Source organism: Anaerotignum sp. (assembly GCF_051877975.1).
Lineage (GTDB): Bacteria > Bacillota > Clostridia > Lachnospirales > Anaerotignaceae > Anaerotignum_A.
Map to the genome: position 1 here is coordinate 1 of NZ_JBJEJK010000048.1, position 18,814 is coordinate 18,814.

Consider the following 18,814-nt stretch of genomic DNA (forward strand, 5'->3'; position numbering starts at 1 on the left):
AGAAAAGAGGGATATTATGCTTAAACCCATGCTTTTCCGCATATTTGATAACCGTTGGCATCTGCTCGAAGCTACAGAATACAATCATGCATGGCGCATCAGATGATTTTCCTCTTCCGTTGCTTTTCTCCGGCTCTTTTTTTAACAGCCTGTTGCAGAAATGAAAATACTCCGCAATATTGAAATTGAAATCTGTATTAAACGCAGCCTTTCCAGCAAGCTTACTTTCTCCGTTTTTGTTGTCCCCGCCGTTATACCACATGGGATTACTGCCGTAGAAATTCGTCCCGATGTTGTACGGAATATCCGCAATTACAAGCTGCGCCTTTGGGATTCCGTATCTCTTGAAATTTTGAAAATTATCGTTGTATAGCTCCGTCTTTATTCCCATTCTTTTATTCCCTCCACCTTTCCCGCTTACTCAGTCCATAAATCCAGTCCAGCGAAAATCCTGTTTCCTTCGCAATCATGTATAGAATCTCTGCTTTCGGCTTCTGCTTTCCTGTCTCATAATTTCTCAGCGTGTAATAGGTGATCCCAGCCATGTCGCAAAATGCCGTCTTGCTCATTCCCTTCCGCAGGCGGATTTCCTGTATCCTCCTGCCGATATATTGATAGTCAGGCATCCTCTTTCCTCCTCTCTCCGTCCTTTCTTTCCTGCCGCCAAACAAAGCACCGACATTCAGTCAGCCCCTTGTTTCCCGCCAGGCGGGCCGGGGGCAGGTCTCCCCGCCCCGGATTTCCTTATTCCTTATGGCAATTTCCAGAACATTGGAATTCTTCCTCCGATTCCATTTCTTTTGTCAGTGCATCAAAAATGACTGATGTTAAATATTCACAGTTTCCCCTAATGTGGCAATCCTTTTCATCAATGACAACAGACGCCCAGACGCTTTCCTCTCTGTCATACACATGAATAGATACGCCGTCTGCGTTGTCATATTCTTCTGCGCCGCTGCATTCGTCGCAGCATCCGGTGCATTCCTCGCAAGCCTTCTCCTGTTCCACCTGCTCCGCATACTCCGCTTCCAAGTCTCTTGCCTTCTCCGCAAAAACCTCCGGAACGAAATCTACTGCTACCGCTCTCCAGTCAATGCCATGCACCGCCGTCTGCAGCAGAAATCCCAGCAGATACCATACTTTTTCCTTGATTTTCTTCACGCAGATTTCATATCCCATGCTTTCGTCATAGTTTTCCTCGCTCACGCAGCTGCTGCTCTCCACGATTTCAAACCCGTTGACCAGCACAGCACGAACCACTGTTGTCTTGTTCCCAAGCGTTTTTGTTTCGTAATGGCTGATAAAATCATCCACCATCTTCTGGCTGATAGAGGGCGCATCCGTTTTCAGTTTCTTGTTTACCTCCAAGGGAAGGTATGCCTTTTCAAATACCGCCTTTGGGCTGAAGCTTTCGTATCCGTCAGGATACCGCACCTTGTAGCCCATCTGGGCAACCTCTCCGTCCGCAAGCATGTAAGCATCAATCTCGTTGTTCTCGTTGCTGTAAATCGCATTCCCAACCTTGAACGCCTTTTCCGCTTCCACCATTTTTGTGCCAATATACTTTCTCATTCCTCATTCCATCCTTTCTTTTTTCCATATCAAATTTCCATAAGCCATCTTCCGGCAAAACGGTTCGTTGCTTTTCCATTGCTTTGCACCGCCTTAATTGCTATGCCTTTCCCCTGCTACTCTCAGCCGTTCCATTTCGCTGCTGTGCTGAACCAGGCCTTGCTTTTCCCTTGCGATTCATGTCTATGCACGGCCCTTCCCTTGCTACGCTTGTCAATTCCCTTGCATTTCAAAACCGTGCCATTCCTTCGCGTTTCGTTTCTTGGCTAAGCCTCTCCGTTGCTAAGCTGAGCTGCGCTACGCTGGTCCTTTGCTTCTCTCTGCGTGTCGGTTATATGCAACACCCAGCCAATCCTTCGCATATCATATCACTGCCCTGCCTGGCTTATCCATATCGTTCGGTGCCACGCCTCGCCCTGGCTTATTCCAGAAAATCAGCGAAGCTGCCTCTCGTTTCCTCCAAAATCTCACAGCGGAATCTGCCCTTGCCGCTGTTGCGCCATTGGCCCAGCCCCCGCAGCTTCCCGTAGCTCAGCCACTCCTTCACAGCCTTATAAAGCCCGTCCTCCATAATGCGGATAGAAAATTCCATTTCTGCCCCTGCGGCAATCTCCTCGCTGTTGGCCAGGCTGATTCTTTCCCCCTGGGGTGTGCTTGCCCGCAAAGGCCGCTGGCAGCTTTGGATGCTCTCCTTCGTCCGAATGGGAATCTCCCTTTCGTCAATGAAAATCAAACCGTCGATTTCCTTCTTGTAAGCCTTAATCTTGCTGCTCTCGCTTCCCTTAATTTTTCGCAGCACCCCGCAGGCGTCCTTGAAAAATCCCTTAATCTGGTAGTCCCAAAGAATGGGAACCCCCTCCTTGTTTCTGGGGAAAACCGTCATGCTCTTTTCAATGGCGCCCTCCACGCCAACAGCCTCAATCTCTTCCTCTCTGCTCTTTGCGTCCGGCGCATGGCTGGCAATAAATTCGCTGTGAATCTCCTTGTTGTTGCTGGCTGTCCCCAGCATGGCTTCCAGTGTTGTTACCTTGCATTTCAAAATCATCATAAGTCCTGCATCCTTTCTTCCTCTTTGTCTTTTTCTGTTTAGAACGGTAAATCATCATCCTCTAATCTCTCATCAATGGGGTAAAATCCCTCCGCAGGCGCCGCCTGTCCGTCTGTTGGTGCAGGTGCCGCCTGTCCGTCTGTTGGTGCAGGTGCCGCCGCAGCCTTCTCCTTCGTTCCGCAGAAATAATGCTCCCCAACGATAACCTCCGTTGTCCAGCGTTTTTTCCCCTCGTTGTCGTCCCAACTGCGCACCTGCAGCCGCCCGGCAATGGCGATCTGCTGTCCCTTTTTCAGGTATTTTTCTGCAAATTCGCCCAGCTTCCCAAAGGCCACGCAGCCGATGAAGTCCGCCTCTTTTTCACCGTTTTTTTTCATAGGCCTGTCCACCGCCAGCGTGTAACGAGCGACAGCCAGGGGTTCTGCCCCCTGGCTGTAACGTACTTCGGGGTCCCGCACCAATCGTCCTATCAAAATGACCTTATTCATAATGCTTAAACTCCCTCTCCTTTTCTCATGTTATATAACCGCTCCGCCTCCTGCGTGCAGTAATAATCGTTCATGTGTGCTTTTCTTCTTTCTTCCGCTTTTTTGATGTTTGCCTGAATGCGCCTTCCCTTTCTCTCCATCAGCCAGCAGAAAAATCCCGTCTCCGCCAGCCAGGCAATGATAACAGCGCACCAAAATGTCTGTTCTGCCCCCATCTCCAAAGCCTCCTTTCCTTTATCCTGTCTCCATCCGCTCCGCTCCCGTGGAATGTAAAATCCAGCTTCCGAAATACTCTATGTATCTGGAATCCTTCCATCTTACGCCGAAGATGTACGGATAGATCGAAACAACCTTGCCGTTTCTCACTCTTTCCTGAATGCTCTTCTTCTCTCCGTCAGAAACAAGCACCTTATAAATAAGCCGCACCCTCTGCCCCTCTCGCAGCCCGCCCATGGGCGGCTGTTTCTCCGGCAGCTCCAACGGCTTCTTCTTTGGCATGTCAACATCTTCCTTTCTTTTTCCAAACGTTTACCCTTTCTTGTCAAGCTCCAATGTTTACTGTTTTTCTTTTATCCTTCCATGCGATGAAATCTTCCTTTTCTACCAGCCATTTCTTCCCAACCTGAAATGCCGGCAGTTCACCGCTTTTGCAAAGCTGCCGAATCCGCTGGTTCCCTAGTCCCGTCAGGATGCTCAGCGCGGCAACGTCAATCAGTAAAGGAAGCTCGTCCCATGATTTGTATATTACAATCGGTTTTCTTGGTCTCATGTTCTCCCTTCCTTCTGATCTGTCATATATAAAAAGGGCGGGGTGTATATTTTTTAAGGGGGAAATATTTTTTCGTTACTGTTTTTGTTCTGCCCCTGCTGCGGGGCGTTCTGAGCATTCAAGTATTTTGGAAGTTCCCCGCCCCTTTTACCTGTGTTAACCGGCGATGTCCTTCGCCTCTTCCCTCGCCTCTTCCTCGGCGATCATCTCTTCCAGCATGTCCACTGCGATGGTCGCCTCCTCGTGCTGCTGTTCAAAGCCCTTCTTGGCCGTTTTGTGTTCATAGTCTGCGCTGCATTCAAAAACTCTCTGTTTCTTCTCTCGCAGAAATGTCTGCAGCAGTTCCTTTCTTGTCATGTTCATGCTCCTTTCTTCTCCTTGTCTTTGCCCCAAAAGTTTTTTATAATGGAGCAAAGAAAGGAGGAATCTTTATGTCCGATAAAGTTACCAGAATTCCTATTACTCATAAGCAGCGAGATATTAACCTTCATGGTTTTGGGTATGTTCCCTGCGAAATAACCGGAAGATATCTCCAGTTTGATAAAACCTATTGCAAGGAAAATAATCTCGTTTTTGTCGATGTCATGGCTGCTGATACAAATTCTGATAGCCCAAGAAAACTGTGTCAGCTTTGCCTTGATATTGCCCTTTTGAAAAAGGTTATCAATGAAATTCAGCCTGAATAGTCCTTTAAAACCTTTTCTGCAATCTCTTTCGCTGCGGCAATATGCTTCTTTGGCAAGTCTGTCATATTGCCGCCCACTTTCAACTCTTTTCTTATCGTCAGAATGGTTTTGTGTATGATTATCCTGGCATCATCCTGCGTCAGCCCGTTTTCCTCTGCGTTTTTTTTGATCCACGCCAGTATCCCAAACCAGGGATGCTCAAAACGCTTATCCATCACCCTGCCTCCTTCTGCTCTCCTTGCCTTTGCCCCAAAAGTTTCCTATAATGGAGCAAAGAAAGGAGAGGTTTCTATGTACTACGCCGATAACGGCATATTCTTAAGTGATAAACAGCTCAAACTATTAAATGCACTCTATAAAAGTGATTTGATGTTAAAAGAGTTTGAGCAAAAAGCCGATTTGATATATGAGGATTGGCTAGAAGTTCTGCATCTGGAAGATTATCTTCAACGCTTCATTGAAGTAACCGAACAAAACGACCCAATGCAAACTATTTTCCATTTAAACTCAGAAGGCCGTGCAATTATAGAAGCTATAAAATCACGCCGCCGAGAAAACCTTATCAATCGACTTTTGTCAATTTTCGCTATTCTTATTTCAATAGCAACATGGATAAAGCAACTGTAGTCCCTGAAAATAATGCTGCCATGAAACGCCAATACTTCAATTTACGCTGCAGCCGAGATATCCGGTCGTCCCTCGTCTGGATCATCGCCTGCAGCGTTTTATCTTTCTTGATTTCCTCTACCCTTTGCAGCTCTTCGTCTACAAAACCAGACAGATTCATCACCCTGCCTCCTTCTCCTCCATCTGCTGTCCTTGCAATATCCAAACCATCCCCTTATAATAAAATTGTCGCAATTTGCGAAGAAAAGGGGGTGAAAATATTGATTTGGAAATTACTTAGTGTCAATTTTATTTTTTTCATTTTGGCTACTCTCTCAAACAGCCGCCTCAGGGCAAGCCTAAATCGCTTGACAACCGATTGTGATAATACGCTAACGTACCTATGTACCAAAAATTCAGTTAGCATCATCTACAATTTTGTTTGGATTGTAGCCCTGCTGATCGCTTCTTTTATCAGCGTATCTGTCTACGCCTTAGTCATCACGGCTATGGCCCTTATGGCATTATCCTCTCTCTTCCGGTTGCTTTCCCATTGCACACCCGGAAAAAGAGAGAGAATCTTGCTCGAATCAAGAGAAATCTCAGGATATAGATTTCTAATCTTCGTTCTGCTGCTTGTGTTTCTGAGTAGGGCTTCGTCCTATCTCATAGTAGCAGGAATCTTCTAAGCCGCATTTTGCGGCTTTTTCTTATCCTGCCTCCTTCTGGCTCTCCATAGCAGAGCGAATCAACAACGTCTGTGCCGCCATGTGGAGAAGATAAACTCCTTGCTCGTCAAGGTTTTTCACCATGTCAATGGTTTCCTGTGTTCTGTCTTTTTTCATTTCACGCATATCAACACCTTCTTTCAAATATCCTGCGTTGTTGTACTCATAATAACACTTCATTTTGAGTAAGTCAACTCATTTTTGCAAAATTTTTCAAAAAAATCCGTTGACCAACTCATTTCAAAATGTTATACTTGCGTAAAGGAGGTGAATAAAATGGAAATCCATGAAAGAATAAAAGAAATCAGAAAAGATAACCATTTAACCCAGAAAGAGTTTGGTGAAAGAATTGGCGCAACCAGAGATGTTATCGGTAACATTGAATTAGGTAGAGTAGAAGCAAAAGAGTATTTAATCAAACTCATTGCAAAGGAATTTGATGTAAACGAAGAATGGATAACAACAGGAGCTGAACCCAAATATCCTGAACGGAATATGGAAGCCCAGCTTGCAAAAAAAATCGGCGAAGTCATTGGGGAAGATGATACCTTCCGAAAACAGTTAATTCTTACCCTTCTGGAACTCAGCGATACAGATTGGGAAGTAATCAAAAAAATCTATCACGAAATGCAGAAAAAAAACGGGTAAGTGTCTCACTTACCCGTTAGTCCTTTTATAAACTCATAAATAATAATCAATTTATTCTCATCTTGTATACTATCTATCAAAGCCCGAATTTTTTCTCTCATGTCTATCCCCCATTCCCTCAATAACAAGAACGTTTGTTCGCGTTTTTATAATATCATTATATCAACAAAAAATCAAATGACTTTCCGCATAAAAAATTGTCGAAAATTTTGTCTGTTTTCCACAATTCCCCTCCCCCTCCCCCTATGTTATGATTTGTGAAAAGGGGGAATTGAATATGGGAAATAATAAAAAAGTATACGAAAATTGCAAAGTTGAGTATGATGAAGAATTTGGCTCTGTCCATGTATACACAAATGAAAAAACGCTATATCTTTATACAAAAACAGATGGAGATAGAGAAAAAGTCAATAAATATGATACTTTAGGTGCAACCGCAGAATTTCTGAGTGGTGTTATCGGTTTTATGATACCGCTTGTTGCTTTCGGCTGTTTATATATGAAAGAAATTATTGCATCCTCAGGAATTTCTTTTGGCTTTATCCTAATCGCTTTATTTGCATCACTTATATGTATCGTAGTAGGCATTATCTTCCTGGTTCCACTTGCTATGGCCTTAATCCATGGATGTAATTTAGATCGAGCTTATCGAAATAAAGAACACTGGAAGATCTTCCTTGCCTCTTTCGTATTCCTTATTCTTACAATTTTGTTTATTTGTATTGATAAACCATATGATTAAAAAAAGAGGATTTTCTTTGTTCTATCGTATCTATCTTAGAAAATCCCGTGCCGATGAAGAAGCAGCTCTTTCCGGAATAATCAAACAATCTCATGGACTGTAAGTCACACCAATAAAAGATAAAAAACCTGACTTGTTTTTGACTAAACCATATCCCCGCAAAGCCAGTAAAATCAACGGCTGCGGGGATTTATTGGTTTTCATTATTTTTGAAATTATTATTTTTTATAGAAAAATATACTATTTTGTCGATATTTGCTAATAGAATTTTGCTCCGCAACGTGTATAATAGAATCAAGAAGAGAATTATCTTCTTACCCTTCGCAATGTGGGACAAAAAAACATTGTCAGAGACAAATACCCTTCGCAATGTGGGACAAAAAAACATTGCCAGAGACAAATACCCTTCGCAATGTGGGACAAAAAAACATTGCCTGCCCTATAGATTCTTTCTATAGGGCTTTTACATAGATAGGAGTTTTTATGATTCAAAATGGTATGTATTTCGGAAAAGATTCTTTTTATCAAATGATTCGCTCTCTTGGCGGTGAATGGAACGATTCAAAAGAACGCCCTCTGGTATGTCTTTTAAAATCCAACGAAAATGATGATCTCTTTTGGGCAATTCCTGTTGGAAACTGGGATCACCGTGATGAAAAAGCAAAAAAAAGAATCCAAAGCTTTCTCTCTCGTCCGGATGATAATATTGGCTCTTGTTTCTATCATCTTGGCAACACAAATGTCAAGTCCATATTTTTCATCAGTGATGCCGTTCCTATCACCGCTTCTCATATCGAAAGAGAATATCTTGATAGACATACCAAAAAAATTTATATAATCAAAAACAAAAAATTATTAGCGGAATTAGAAAGAAAACTCAGGCGTATTCTCTCATGGGAAAACAGCAATCCAAACTTCTTCCGCCAGCATATCACAGATATTAAAAATCACCTGCTCCAAGAGCTTTTGCAGAAGAAATAATCTGACTTGTTTTTGACTTGTCACCATCCCCGCAACGCCAGTAAAATCAACGGCTGCGGGGATTTTATTTTGACTAAAACTTGTTTTTTCCGGCAAGAAAAAAGAGACGTTCCAAAAACGCCTCATTTTTTTGCTTCCCCTGTTTTTTTATCCTCTTTTTGCCAACAAACTCATTTCCAAAACACTTGACTTGATAACTGACTTGAAAAATATCGTTATTTTTAAAATAAAATGCGTTAAAAAACAAAATAACTCTGCAAAAAAAATAAAATAAAAAATCCGAAAACCTTGATTTTTCAACGTTTTCGGACTCTTAATTTCCAATCGAGGCGACAAGATTTGAACTTGCGACCTCTACATCCCTAATGTAGCGCTCTACCAAGCTGAGCCACGCCTCGACATTTTTCGCCGCTCGTTCAGCGGCTCATTTATATTAACACAAGATTAAATCTCTGTCAATTATTTTTTTATCTTTCTTTCAATTTTTTTCTGGCAAAGAAAATCTTTTCAAAAAAAATCGAGGCGACAAGATTTGAACTTGCGACCTCTACATCCCTAATGTAGCGCTCTACCAAGCTGAGCCACGCCTCGATATTTTCTTTACCGCTTTCGTTCAGCGACTTCTATATAATAACACAGGATATTCCAACTGTCAACAATATTCTTTTGTATTTTTTTAAGAACAAATTTAATCTTTTCAAAAAAATAAGTCTCTGCAAAAGCAGAGACTTATTTTAAGTTTCTTACTTCATTTCCGCGATTACTTCAACTTCACACAGAACGTTCTTGGGCAGTGTTTTTACTGCTACGCAGGAACGTGCGGGTTTGCCTGTGAAGTATTTGCCGTAAACTTCGTTGAATGCAGCGAAGTCGCCCATATCAGCCAGGAAGCATGTTGTTTTTACAGCGTCTGTAAATGTCAGGCCGTTTGCTTCCAGAACTGCAGCCAGGTTTTTGCAAACCTGTTCAGCCTGTGCCTGAACATCGGAACCAACGATTTCGCCTGTTGCAGGATCCAGAGCAATCTGGCCGGATGTGAACAGCAGACCATTTACGGAAACTGCCTGGGAGTAGGGGCCCAAAGCTGCGGGTGCTTTATCTGTGCTTGTAAATTTCATTTTCATTACCTCCAAAAAAAATAATACTTTTGTTCGGTTTACCTAACGTATCTATTTTAATCCAAAGACATTATTCAGTCAATGTATTTTCTCCAGAAACACAAAATTTTTCATTCTTTTTACTTTTTCCTCATCTTTATATTCCATTTTTACTGAAATTCAGGTAAAATAAAAATAGTGTGCATTTCACAATAATATAAGAAAAACCATTCTATAAACGAAAGGAAGAAATATATGAGCAACGCAGAAGCGATTCAAAAGCGTCGTATCTTCGGGATCATTTCCCACCCCGACGCAGGGAAAACAACATTGACAGAAAAACTGCTGCTGCACGGCGGTGCGATCCGGGAAGCCGGCACAGTAAAAGCAAGAGGCAAAAACAAATTTGCAAAAAGTGACTGGATGGAAATTGAAAAACAGAGAGGTATCTCTGTTACTTCCTCCGTCATGCAGTTTGAATATGACGGCAAAGTGGTTTCCATCATGGATACCCCCGGTCATAATGACTTCGGTGAAGATACTTATCGTATCCTGACCTCTGTAGACAGCGCCGTTATGGTCATCGACGCGGCAAAAGGTGTGGAAGCTCAAACTGTAAAACTGTTTAAAGTCTGCAGCATGAGGGAGATCCCCATTTTCACCTTCATCAACAAGCTGGATCGCCAGTCCAAAGATCCTCTGGATTGTATGGCTGATTTGGAGGATGCATTAGGTCTGCCCTCTACAGCGGTCACATGGCCCATCGGCAACGGTCTCACCTTTGAAGGCATTTATGACAGACTGGAAAATAAAGTTTACCTGTATAAACAGAAAAACGGCGTTGTGGAACTGGGTGCCAACGGCGTATTTGGCGATACGCTGGAAGGTGTCATCTCCGACGCAAATCTGGACATTCTCCGCAGTGAAATGGAACTGCTGGACGGTGCAGGCAATCCTTTCGATTTGCAAGCCATCAAAGACGGTAAGCTGTCTCCTGTATTCTTCGGCTCCGCTCTGGCAGATTTCGGCATCACACCTTTCCTGCATCATTTCCTAGAATGGTCCCCTGCCCCTGGTGTCAGAAAAACGACCACCGGCGAAGTAAAACCTACTGACGAATTCTTCAGCGGCTTCATCTTCAAAATTCAGGCGAACATGAACCCTGCCCATCGGGACAGGTTGGCGTTCTTCCGCATCTGCTCCGGCACTTTTAACCGTGGTATGAATGTAACCCTCTCCAGAACAGGCAAGCAGATGAAGCTGAGCCAATCCACCCACCTGATGGCAAATGACCGTGAAACAGTAGAGACAGCCATTGCAGGCGATATCATTGGTATCTATGACAGCGGCAACTTTCAGATTGGCGATACCCTGACAGACCGGAAGGAAAAGCTCTTCTTCGAGCCTCTGCCCACCTTCCCTCCTGAATTGTTCTGCCGTGTACGTCCTGTAAACTCCCTGAAGGCAAAACAGTTCCAGAAAGGCGTACAGCAGCTGGCCCAAGAAGGTGCCATTCAGGTTTATCACAATGAATTCAACGATGTGATCCTAGGTGCTGTTGGTCAGCTGCAGTTTGAAGTATTCCAATACAGACTGCTGAATGAATACAATTCCGAAATCCGTATGGAGCCTTTGGAATATCAGGTTGCCCGCTGGGTGGCGCCCGGTTCTCCCAAGGATGTAAAGGATTACGTAGTAGCAAGAAGCACGTTGGTATATGACCACTTTGAACGCCCCATCCTGCTGTTCGCAAACCAGTATACTCTGAACAATTTCATGCAGAAGAACCCCGAGGTGAAGCTGGTTGAAGCCTTGGATGTGGATGATACAGAACATCTGGAAGGCTAAGACCTTGGGGACGCTGTCCCCAACACCCCTGCAAGGGCATCATGCCCTTGACCTGATACGCAAAAGCATTCGCTTTTGCAAAGAAAAATCATTATATCGAGAAATAAAAAGCCCCGACTGCAATTCATAAATGCAATCGGGGTTTCTTTTATCTCTGAATAAAATTAGATATTCTCAATATCTTTCAGCAATTCAGCCACATTTTCTTCTTTTGTCGCCCAGCTTGTGCAGAAGCGAACGGCAGTATGGCTATCCCCCACCTTTGTCCAGAAGGAGAAGGCATATTTTTCCGCCAGTTTTTCCATCACATCATTAGGCAAGATAGGAAATTGCTGATTTGTCTTGGAATCGAAGAGCATTTTGATGCCCTTTGCTTCAAAGGCTCTGCGGATCTGCATGGCCAGATCGTCGGCATGCTTTGCCACTTCAAAATACAGGCCATCCTCGAACAATGTTTCAAACTGGATACCCAGCAATCTGCCCTTTGCCAGCATGCCCCCTCTCTGCTTAATCATATAACGGAAATCTCTTTTCAACGCAGGATTTACGATAACAACGGCTTCCCCCATCATAGCGCCGACCTTTGTACCGCCGATATAGAATACATCCGCCAAATTGGCAATATCGTTCAGTGTGTAATCGCAGCCTTCTGCCGCCAGAGCATAGCCCAATCTTGCGCCGTCGATGAACAAAGGCAGACCACATTTGCGGCAAGTCGCACTAATGGCTTCCAACTCTGCCTTTGTGTATGTGGTGCCATCCTCTGTGGATTGGGAGATATATACCATGCCGGGCTGTACGATATGCTCATGGGTTTCATCGCCCCAGTGGGCATCGTAGCCTGCCTGAATGGCTTCTGCCGTCAGCTTGCCGTCCTCTGTGGTAGGCAAAACGATAACCTTATGACCGGTGGCTTCAATGGCACCTGTTTCATGGACATTCAAATGGCCTGTATCGGCACAGAAAACGCCCTGATAGGGGCGCAGTGTTGCCGCGATCACGGTCATATTTGTCTGGGTACCGCCCACCAGGAAATGCACATCCACATCTTCCCTGCCACAGGCCTGCTTGATCAGCTCTCGCGCACGGTCACAATGAGGGTCAATACCATAACCTGCTGTCTGCTCCATATTTGTTTCCATCAGTCTGTCCAGAATTCTCTGGTGCATGCCTTCTGCATAGTCACATTCAAACCGAATCATCTCTTTATCCTCCTAAATCTCAACTTTTATTATGCAAAATTTTTATCATGTTCATAGGATATCACGGATACTCTTTCTCCGCAACATTCCAATGATTCATCATACAAAAAGAGGCAGTCTGCACCGCCTCTTTTCAGGATTTCTTATTTAAAATAATCTACCATAGATTTGAACAGTTTCATATCATAGTTGCCTGCTACATTCTGATACAGACCATCACCGATACGTTCTGCATGGCCCATCTTACCGATGACACGGCCATCGGGAGAGATCAGACCTTCGATGGCATAAGTGGAGCCGTTGGGGTTGAACTGGATATCGTTGGTAGGCAGACCCTTTTCATCTACATACTGTGTCAGAATCTGACCCTTTGCCGCCAGTTCCTGTACCAGTTTATCTTCCATCAGGATACGGCCTTCCCCATGGGAAATTGGTACGCTGAAGATATCGCCGGCTTTTACATTTGTCAGCCAAGGAGATTTTTCTGTTGCCAATCTCACACGAACGATCTTGGATTGGTGTCTGCTGATGGTATTGTAGGACAGCGTCGGGCAGGTTTCATCTGTATCGATGATTTCACCGTAAGGCACCAGGCCCAGCTTGATCAATGCCTGGAAACCGTTACAGATACCGCAGATCAGACCATCTCTTTCCTTCAGGTGCGCCATTACCGCTTCCTTGATTTCAGGGTTGCGGAAGAAGGCTGTAATGAATTTACCGGAACCATCGGGTTCGTCACCGCCGGAGAAACCGCCGGGGATGAAGATCGTCTGAGACTGTTTCACTTCTTTTGCGAAGCGTTCGATGGAATCTGCGATGCCTGCCGCAGAGAGGTTGTTGATGACGAAGATTTCCGCCTTTGCGCCAGCCCGTTCTACAGCCTTTGCAGAGTCAAATTCGCAGTTTGTGCCGGGGAATACGGGAATCAGCACACGGGGCTTTGCAACGGGTGCCGCTGCTTTATATGTAATGCCTTCTGCTTTTGTTGTGAATGCAGGGATTTCTGCTTTTTCCTCAGCTGCGGCATGCATGGGATAGATTTCTTCCAGTTTATTTTCATAAGCTGCGAAGATTTCTTCCAAAGCAATGCTTTCTCCGCCGCAAACAATGGCACTGCCGCCTGTGGTACCCAACAGGATGCCCGCTTCTGCTTCTGCTGTCAGTTCCAGAACGAATGCGCCATAGTGATAGCCGAAGATATCTTCTTTGCTTACGCCGTCGGCATAAGTAAAGCCGATATCGTTCCCCATTGTCATTTTCAAAATAGCTTCTGCCACGCCGCCGTAAGTAGGTGTATAAGCCGCTGCAACCATGCCGTCTCTCATCAGACCGGTTACGACATCGAATACCTTCTTCAGGCTGTCTGTAGTAGGCAGACCGTCTTTATCATATTCAGGTTTCACCAGAACCACTTTATGGCCTTCGCCTTTGAATTCAGGAGAAATGATGTTGTTGATATTGTCTGTTGTCACCGCGAAGGATACCAGTGTGGGAGGTACGTCGATATGTTCAAAAGTACCGCTCATGGAGTCCTTGCCGCCGATAGCAGCGATCTCCAGACCCTTCTGCGCCATGAATGCACCCAGCAGAGCCGCCAGAGGTTTGCCCCAGCGTTTGCCGTCTTTCATAGGTTTTTCGAAGTATTCCTGGAAGGACAGGTATACATCTTCAAATTTTGCGCCTGTTGCCACCAGCTTTGCAACGGATTCCACAACTGCCAGATATGCGCTGTGGTAAGGGCTCTTTTCCGCGATGAAGGGGTTGTAGCCCCAAGCCATCAGGGAACAGGTGGTAGTATCCTGTTTTTCTACGGATACCTTATTTACCATAGCCTGAATGGGTGTTTTCTGATTTTTGCCGCCGAAAGGCATCAGAACTGTGCCGGCACCGATGGTGGAGTCGAAACGTTCGGAAAGGCCTCTCTTGGAGCATACATTCAAATCCTGTGCAAGTTCCAGATAGCCTTTCTTGAAATCCGAAGGAATTTCCTTTGCGAAAGGCTGAGGAGCCGCAGGTGTGATATCGATATGTTTTTCCGCACCGTTGGAATCCAGGAATTCACGGGAGATATTTACGATATTTTTACCGTTCCAGTTCATGACCAGATAAGGCTTTTCTGTCACTCTGGCAACTACGGTTGCTTCCAGGTTTTCTGCGTAAGCCAGTTCTTTGAAGCGTTCTACATCTGCCGCAGCAACCACAACTGCCATTCTTTCCTGAGATTCGGAAATTGCCAGTTCTGTGCCGTCCAGACCGTCATATTTTTTCGGTACTGCGTTCAGGTCGATTTCCAGACCATCTGCCAGTTCGCCGATGGCAACGGAAACACCGCCGGCACCAAAGTCATTGCAACGTTTGATAAGCTTGGATGCTTCGGGGTTCCGGAACAATCTCTGCAGTTTTCTTTCTTCGGGAGCGTTCCCCTTCTGTACTTCTGCGCCGCAGCTTTCCAGAGATTCCAGTGTATGGGATTTAGAGGAGCCTGTGGCACCGCCGCAGCCATCACGGCCTGTTCTGCCGCCCAGCAGGATAACGATATCACTGTCTACAGGGCGTTCTCTGCGCACATTTTCCGCAGGAGCCGCTGCGATAACCGCACCGATTTCCATTCTCTTTGCTACATAGCCATCATGGTACAGTTCATCTACCTGCCCTGTTGCCAGACCAATTTGGTTCCCGTAGGAGCTATAACCAGCGGCAGCGGTTGTCACGATAGTACGCTGAGGCAGTTTGCCGCGCATAGTTTCGGAAACGGGTGTCAGAGGGTTGCCTGCACCTGTCACACGCATGGCCGCGTAAACATAGGAACGGCCGCTCAGAGGGTCACGAATGGCACCGCCCACGCAGGTTGCCGCGCCGCCGAAGGGTTCGATCTCTGTAGGGTGGTTGTGGGTTTCATTTTTGAACAGCAGCAACCATTTCTGTGTTTCGCCCTCTACGTCAACATCGATTTTTACAGTGCAAGCATTGATCTCTTCGGATTCATCCAGTTTATCCAGCTTGCCTTCCTGTTTCAGGAATTTGGCAACGATAGTACCCATATCCATCAGGTTGATGGGTTTTGTTCTGCCGATGGCTGCTCTGGTTGCCAGATATTCGTTATAAGCTGCCTGCAGCACTTCATCTTCAAATTTGATGCTGTCGATGGTTGTCAGGAATGTCGTATGACGACAATGATCGGACCAATAGGTATCAATCATCTTGATTTCTGTGATGGTAGGGTCTCTCTGTTCGCTCAGGAAATAATTCTGGCAAACCTTGATATCATCCAGATCCATCGCCAGGCCATTATCTTTGATGAAAGCCATCAGGGCTGTTTCATCCAGCCCACGGAAACCATCTACCGTTGCAACCTCTGTAGGAATTTCATATTTTACATCCAGTGTATCAAAGGCATCCAGTGTTGCTTCTCTGGATTCTACGGGGTTGATGAGATATTTTTTGATGGCATCCACATCATCTTCTGTCAGCGTGCCGTAGAGAACATAAACCTTGGCTGTTTTTACCAGAGGTCTTTCCTGTTTGGAAATGATCTGGATACATTCCGCAGCGGAATTTGCTCTTTGGTCAAACTGACCAGGCAGATATTCCACAGCGAACACAGCCGCACCATCAGCAGGGATCTCCTCTCTCAGATCATCCAGCTGAGGTTCGGAAAATACAGTCTGTTTGCAGTAATCAAACAGTTCTTTATCGATGTGTTCCACATCGTAACGGTTCAAAAGGCGCAGATCTGTCAGGCCTTTGATGCCCAACAGATTGATGATATCGCCTTTCAGGGAAGCTGCTTCCGCAGCCAACCCCTGTTTCTTTTCCACATAAATTCTATAAACCATGGTTATACCTCCGCCGCAAGGGCTTTTTTACCAATATCGTTTCTATAAAATGCGTTTTCAAATGTTACTGTTTTTACGCTTTCATACGCTTTTTTGATGGCTTCGGGCAGTGTATCTGCGATTTCTGTCACGCCCAGCACACGGCCGCCGTTGGTCAGCAGCTTACCATCAGCTTCTTTCGCGCCGGCGATAAAAATGAGCTTATCCTCTGCGGGCAATGTGATCTCGAAGCCTTTTTCATAGCTCTGGGGATAGCCTGCGGAAGCCATAATAACACAGCAAGCAGCCTTATCGCTGAATTTTACTTCCACATCTGCCAGTTTTTCTTCTGCCACAGCCTGCATGATGGTCAGCAGGTCGCTTTCCAGCAGGGGCAGTACCACCTGTGTTTCAGGGTCGCCGAAACGGCAGTTATATTCGATCACCTTAGGGCCATTGGGTGTGATCATCAGGCCAAAGAACAGGCAACCCTTGAAGGTGCGGCCTTCTGCGTTCATGGCTTCCATAGTGGGAACGAAAATCTTCTCCATACATTCCTTTGCCACTGCTTCTGTGAAATAGGGGTTGGGGGCAATGGTGCCCATGCCGCCTGTATTCAGGCCCTTATCCCCATCCAAAGCTCTCTTATGGTCCATAGCGGAAACCATAGGAACCATGGTTTTACCGTCTGTGAATGCCAGAACGGAAACTTCGGGGCCTGTCATAAATTCTTCGATGACGATATGGTCACCACTGGCGCCGAATACCTTTTCTGCCATCATGGAACGTACGGCATCCTGGGCCGCTTCCTTTGTTTCAGCAATGATAACGCCCTTGCCCAGCGCCAGCCCATCCGCCTTGATTACTGTAGGCAGAGGCGCTGTTTCCAGATATGCCAATGCTTTTTCCATGTCGTCAAAAACTTCATAAGCCGCTGTAGGAATACCATATTTTTTCATCAGATTTTTGGAGAAAACCTTACTGCCTTCCAGGATCGCCGCTTTTTTATCGGGACCGAAGCAGGGAATACCGATGGCATTCAGGGCATCTACCATGCCCAGCACCAGAGGATCATCGGGTGCAACCACTGCGAAATCAATGGCTTTTTCCTTTGCGAAGGCCACAACGCCTTCCATATCCTTTGCACCGATATCTACGCAGATGGCATCCTTAGCAATGCCGCCGTTGCCGGGCAGTGCGTACAGCTCTGTTACCTGAGGATTTTCTTTGATTTTTTTGATGATAGCGTGTTCTCTGCCGCCACCACCGACTACCATAACCTTCATTTGTTCGTCTCCCTTCGGATTAGTGGTGGAACAGTCTCATGCCTGTAAATGCCATTGCCATGCCAAATTTATTGCAGGTTGCAATAACATTATCATCACGGATAGAGCCGCCGGGTTCCGCAATATAGGAAACGCCGCTCTTTGCCGCCCGTTCAATATTATCGCCGAAGGGGAAGAATGCATCAGAGCCCAGAGCCACGCCTTTGATGGTGGACAGGTATGCTTTCTTTTCTTCTCTTGTCAGGGGTTCGGGCTTTTCGGAGAACAGTGTCTGCCATGTGCCTTCTGCCAGGACATCTTCATAATCATCGGAGATGTAAACGTCGATGGTATTGTCTCTGTCAGGGCGGCCTACAGTAGGCAGGAAAGGCAGATTCAAAACCTTTTCATGCTGTCTCAAGTGCCAGTTATCTGCTTTGCTGCCTGCCAGTCTGGTGCAGTGGATTCTGGACTGCTGGCCGGCACCAACGCCAATGGCCTGGCCGTCCTTTGCAAAGCATACGGAGTTGGACTGAGTATATTTCAGTGTGATCAGCGCAATGACCAGGTCACGTTTTGCTTCTTCGGGCAGTTCCTTATTTTCTGTTACTACGTTATCCAGCAGGGCTTTGTTGATTTCAAAGTTGTTTCTGCCCTGTTCGAAGGTGATACCGTAAACCTGTTTCTTTTCCTGTGCGTCAGGAACATAGTTGGGGTCGATTTTTACGATATTGTAGTTGCCTTTTTTCTTGCTTTTCAGAATTTCCAGCGCTTCCTCTGTGTAGCCGGGAGCAATGATACCGTCGGAAACTTCTCTTTTGATGAGAGTTGCTGTTGTCACATCACAAACATCGCTCAGGGCAATCCAGTCACCGAAGGAGGACATTCTGTCTGTCCCCCTTGCTCTTGCATAAGCCAATGCCAGAGGGGAATCATCCAGACCTTCAATATCATCTACAAAGCAGGCTTTTTTCAGGGCATCGCTCATGGGTGTGCCAACTGCCGCAGAAGTAGGGCTTACGTGTTTGAAGGATGTTGCTGCAGGCATGCCCAGTGCATCCTTGATTTCCTTTACCAGCTGCCAGCTGTTGAAGGCATCCAGAAAGTTGATATAACCAGGTTTGCCATTCAGGATTTCGATAGGCAGTTCCCCGCCGTTTTCCATGAAAATCTTTGCAGGCTTCTGGTTGGGGTTACAGCCATATTTCAGTTCAAACTCTTTCACTTTTTACTCGCTCCTTTCTTCGTAAGGGACTTTGTCTCTTACAATCCCTACCAAGGGGGTCACCCCCTTGGAACCCGATTTGCAGAAACTATCG

At 45.6% G+C, this 18,814-nt stretch carries 22 protein-coding genes, 2 tRNA genes and 1 pseudogene; 6 read left to right on the forward strand and 19 right to left on the reverse strand.

What is annotated here, in order from left to right; genetic code table 11:
- From ACI39P_RS07480 to ACI39P_RS07520, 9 genes and pseudogenes are all read right to left on the reverse strand, one after another.
- Window positions 1-391: pseudogene (locus tag ACI39P_RS07480) on the reverse strand (site-specific DNA-methyltransferase); the annotation flags it as partial.
- Between the two features lie 4 nt (window positions 392-395).
- On the reverse strand, window positions 396-626 hold the full coding sequence (locus ACI39P_RS07485) for a helix-turn-helix domain-containing protein (protein ID WP_439720044.1): 231 nt from the start codon (window positions 624-626) through the stop codon (window positions 396-398).
- A gap of 118 nt (window positions 627-744) precedes the next feature.
- Window positions 745-1,572, reverse strand: a complete 828-nt coding sequence (locus ACI39P_RS07490; protein ID WP_439720045.1) for a Gp49 family protein — start codon at window positions 1,570-1,572, stop codon at window positions 745-747.
- Between the two features lie 421 nt (window positions 1,573-1,993).
- Complete coding sequence (locus ACI39P_RS07495) at window positions 1,994-2,620, reverse strand: hypothetical protein (protein WP_439720046.1); 627 nt, start codon at window positions 2,618-2,620, stop codon at window positions 1,994-1,996.
- Between the two features lie 38 nt (window positions 2,621-2,658).
- Window positions 2,659-3,108, reverse strand: coding sequence for a single-stranded DNA-binding protein (locus tag ACI39P_RS07500; RefSeq protein ID WP_439720047.1), 450 nt, complete (start codon window positions 3,106-3,108; stop codon window positions 2,659-2,661).
- A gap of 5 nt (window positions 3,109-3,113) precedes the next feature.
- Window positions 3,114-3,323, reverse strand: coding sequence for a hypothetical protein (locus tag ACI39P_RS07505; RefSeq protein ID WP_439720048.1), 210 nt, complete (start codon window positions 3,321-3,323; stop codon window positions 3,114-3,116).
- Window positions 3,324-3,342: 19 nt separating this feature from the next.
- The gene (locus ACI39P_RS07510; protein WP_439720049.1) at window positions 3,343-3,606 is read right to left on the reverse strand and encodes a hypothetical protein; all 264 of its coding nucleotides are present in this window, start codon (window positions 3,604-3,606) and stop codon (window positions 3,343-3,345) included.
- Between the two features lie 43 nt (window positions 3,607-3,649).
- Window positions 3,650-3,877 carry a helix-turn-helix domain-containing protein gene (locus tag ACI39P_RS07515; protein WP_439720050.1) on the reverse strand — a complete coding sequence of 76 codons (228 nt, stop codon included), beginning with the start codon at window positions 3,875-3,877 and terminating at the stop codon, window positions 3,650-3,652.
- A 156-nt stretch (window positions 3,878-4,033) separates the two neighbouring features.
- Window positions 4,034-4,240 carry a hypothetical protein gene (locus ACI39P_RS07520; protein ID WP_439720051.1) on the reverse strand — a complete coding sequence of 69 codons (207 nt, stop codon included), beginning with the start codon at window positions 4,238-4,240 and terminating at the stop codon, window positions 4,034-4,036.
- A 68-nt stretch (window positions 4,241-4,308) separates the two neighbouring features.
- Between ACI39P_RS07520 and ACI39P_RS07525 the strand changes: the two genes are divergently transcribed.
- Window positions 4,309-4,563 carry a hypothetical protein gene (locus ACI39P_RS07525; RefSeq protein ID WP_439720052.1) on the forward strand — a complete coding sequence of 85 codons (255 nt, stop codon included), beginning with the start codon at window positions 4,309-4,311 and terminating at the stop codon, window positions 4,561-4,563.
- Here the strand turns inward: ACI39P_RS07525 and ACI39P_RS07530 are convergent.
- Window positions 4,551-4,778, reverse strand: a complete 228-nt coding sequence (locus ACI39P_RS07530; RefSeq protein ID WP_439720053.1) for a hypothetical protein — start codon at window positions 4,776-4,778, stop codon at window positions 4,551-4,553. The genes ACI39P_RS07525 and ACI39P_RS07530 overlap by 13 nt on opposite strands.
- Window positions 4,779-4,854: 76 nt before the next feature.
- On the opposite strand from ACI39P_RS07530, the gene ACI39P_RS07535 reads away from it, so the two are divergent.
- Complete coding sequence (locus ACI39P_RS07535) at window positions 4,855-5,190, forward strand: hypothetical protein (protein ID WP_439720054.1); 336 nt, start codon at window positions 4,855-4,857, stop codon at window positions 5,188-5,190.
- Here the strand turns inward: ACI39P_RS07535 and ACI39P_RS07540 are convergent.
- Window positions 5,156-5,350, reverse strand: coding sequence for a hypothetical protein (locus tag ACI39P_RS07540; protein ID WP_439720055.1), 195 nt, complete (start codon window positions 5,348-5,350; stop codon window positions 5,156-5,158). The genes ACI39P_RS07535 and ACI39P_RS07540 overlap by 35 nt on opposite strands.
- A gap of 529 nt (window positions 5,351-5,879) precedes the next feature.
- The gene (locus ACI39P_RS07545) at window positions 5,880-6,023 is read right to left on the reverse strand and encodes a hypothetical protein (RefSeq protein ID WP_439720056.1); all 144 of its coding nucleotides are present in this window, start codon (window positions 6,021-6,023) and stop codon (window positions 5,880-5,882) included.
- 150 nt (window positions 6,024-6,173) lie between these two features.
- Here ACI39P_RS07545 and ACI39P_RS07550 point away from each other — a divergent pair, with 150 nt between their 5' ends.
- From ACI39P_RS07550 to ACI39P_RS07560, 3 genes are all read left to right on the forward strand, one after another.
- A complete protein-coding gene (locus tag ACI39P_RS07550) occupies window positions 6,174-6,545 on the forward strand; it encodes a helix-turn-helix domain-containing protein (RefSeq protein WP_439720057.1) in 372 nt (123 codons plus the stop codon).
- Between the two features lie 277 nt (window positions 6,546-6,822).
- Window positions 6,823-7,287 (forward strand): hypothetical protein, encoded by a 465-nt coding sequence (locus tag ACI39P_RS07555; protein WP_439720058.1) that lies wholly within the window; start codon window positions 6,823-6,825, stop codon window positions 7,285-7,287.
- Between the two features lie 483 nt (window positions 7,288-7,770).
- Window positions 7,771-8,268, forward strand: a complete 498-nt coding sequence (locus ACI39P_RS07560) for a hypothetical protein (protein WP_439720059.1) — start codon at window positions 7,771-7,773, stop codon at window positions 8,266-8,268.
- 324 nt (window positions 8,269-8,592) lie between these two features.
- On the opposite strand, the gene ACI39P_RS07565 is transcribed toward ACI39P_RS07560, so the two are convergent.
- The 3 genes from ACI39P_RS07565 to ACI39P_RS07575 form a co-directional block, all read right to left on the reverse strand.
- Window positions 8,593-8,666, reverse strand: a tRNA-Pro gene (locus ACI39P_RS07565).
- A gap of 119 nt (window positions 8,667-8,785) precedes the next feature.
- Window positions 8,786-8,859: transfer RNA gene (locus ACI39P_RS07570), tRNA-Pro, on the reverse strand.
- A 152-nt stretch (window positions 8,860-9,011) separates the two neighbouring features.
- Window positions 9,012-9,386 carry a RidA family protein gene (locus tag ACI39P_RS07575; RefSeq protein ID WP_016408489.1) on the reverse strand — a complete coding sequence of 125 codons (375 nt, stop codon included), beginning with the start codon at window positions 9,384-9,386 and terminating at the stop codon, window positions 9,012-9,014.
- 234 nt (window positions 9,387-9,620) lie between these two features.
- Between ACI39P_RS07575 and ACI39P_RS07580 the strand changes: the two genes are divergently transcribed.
- The gene (locus tag ACI39P_RS07580; protein WP_439720060.1) at window positions 9,621-11,213 is read left to right on the forward strand and encodes a peptide chain release factor 3; all 1,593 of its coding nucleotides are present in this window, start codon (window positions 9,621-9,623) and stop codon (window positions 11,211-11,213) included.
- A 164-nt stretch (window positions 11,214-11,377) separates the two neighbouring features.
- On the opposite strand, the gene ACI39P_RS07585 is transcribed toward ACI39P_RS07580, so the two are convergent.
- From ACI39P_RS07585 to ACI39P_RS07600, 4 genes are all read right to left on the reverse strand, one after another.
- On the reverse strand, window positions 11,378-12,415 hold the full coding sequence (locus ACI39P_RS07585) for an aminotransferase class I/II-fold pyridoxal phosphate-dependent enzyme (RefSeq protein WP_439720061.1): 1,038 nt from the start codon (window positions 12,413-12,415) through the stop codon (window positions 11,378-11,380).
- Window positions 12,416-12,558: 143 nt separating this feature from the next.
- Entirely contained in the window at window positions 12,559-16,251 is a 3,693-nt protein-coding gene (locus ACI39P_RS07590; RefSeq protein WP_439720062.1) for a phosphoribosylformylglycinamidine synthase, read from the reverse strand.
- Window positions 16,252-16,253: 2 nt separating this feature from the next.
- Window positions 16,254-17,516, reverse strand: a complete 1,263-nt coding sequence (gene purD, locus ACI39P_RS07595) for a phosphoribosylamine--glycine ligase (RefSeq protein ID WP_439720063.1) — start codon at window positions 17,514-17,516, stop codon at window positions 16,254-16,256.
- Window positions 17,517-17,535: 19 nt separating this feature from the next.
- Window positions 17,536-18,720 (reverse strand): phosphoribosylaminoimidazolecarboxamide formyltransferase, encoded by a 1,185-nt coding sequence (locus tag ACI39P_RS07600; RefSeq protein ID WP_439720064.1) that lies wholly within the window; start codon window positions 18,718-18,720, stop codon window positions 17,536-17,538.
- Window positions 18,721-18,814 lie beyond the last annotated feature (94 nt).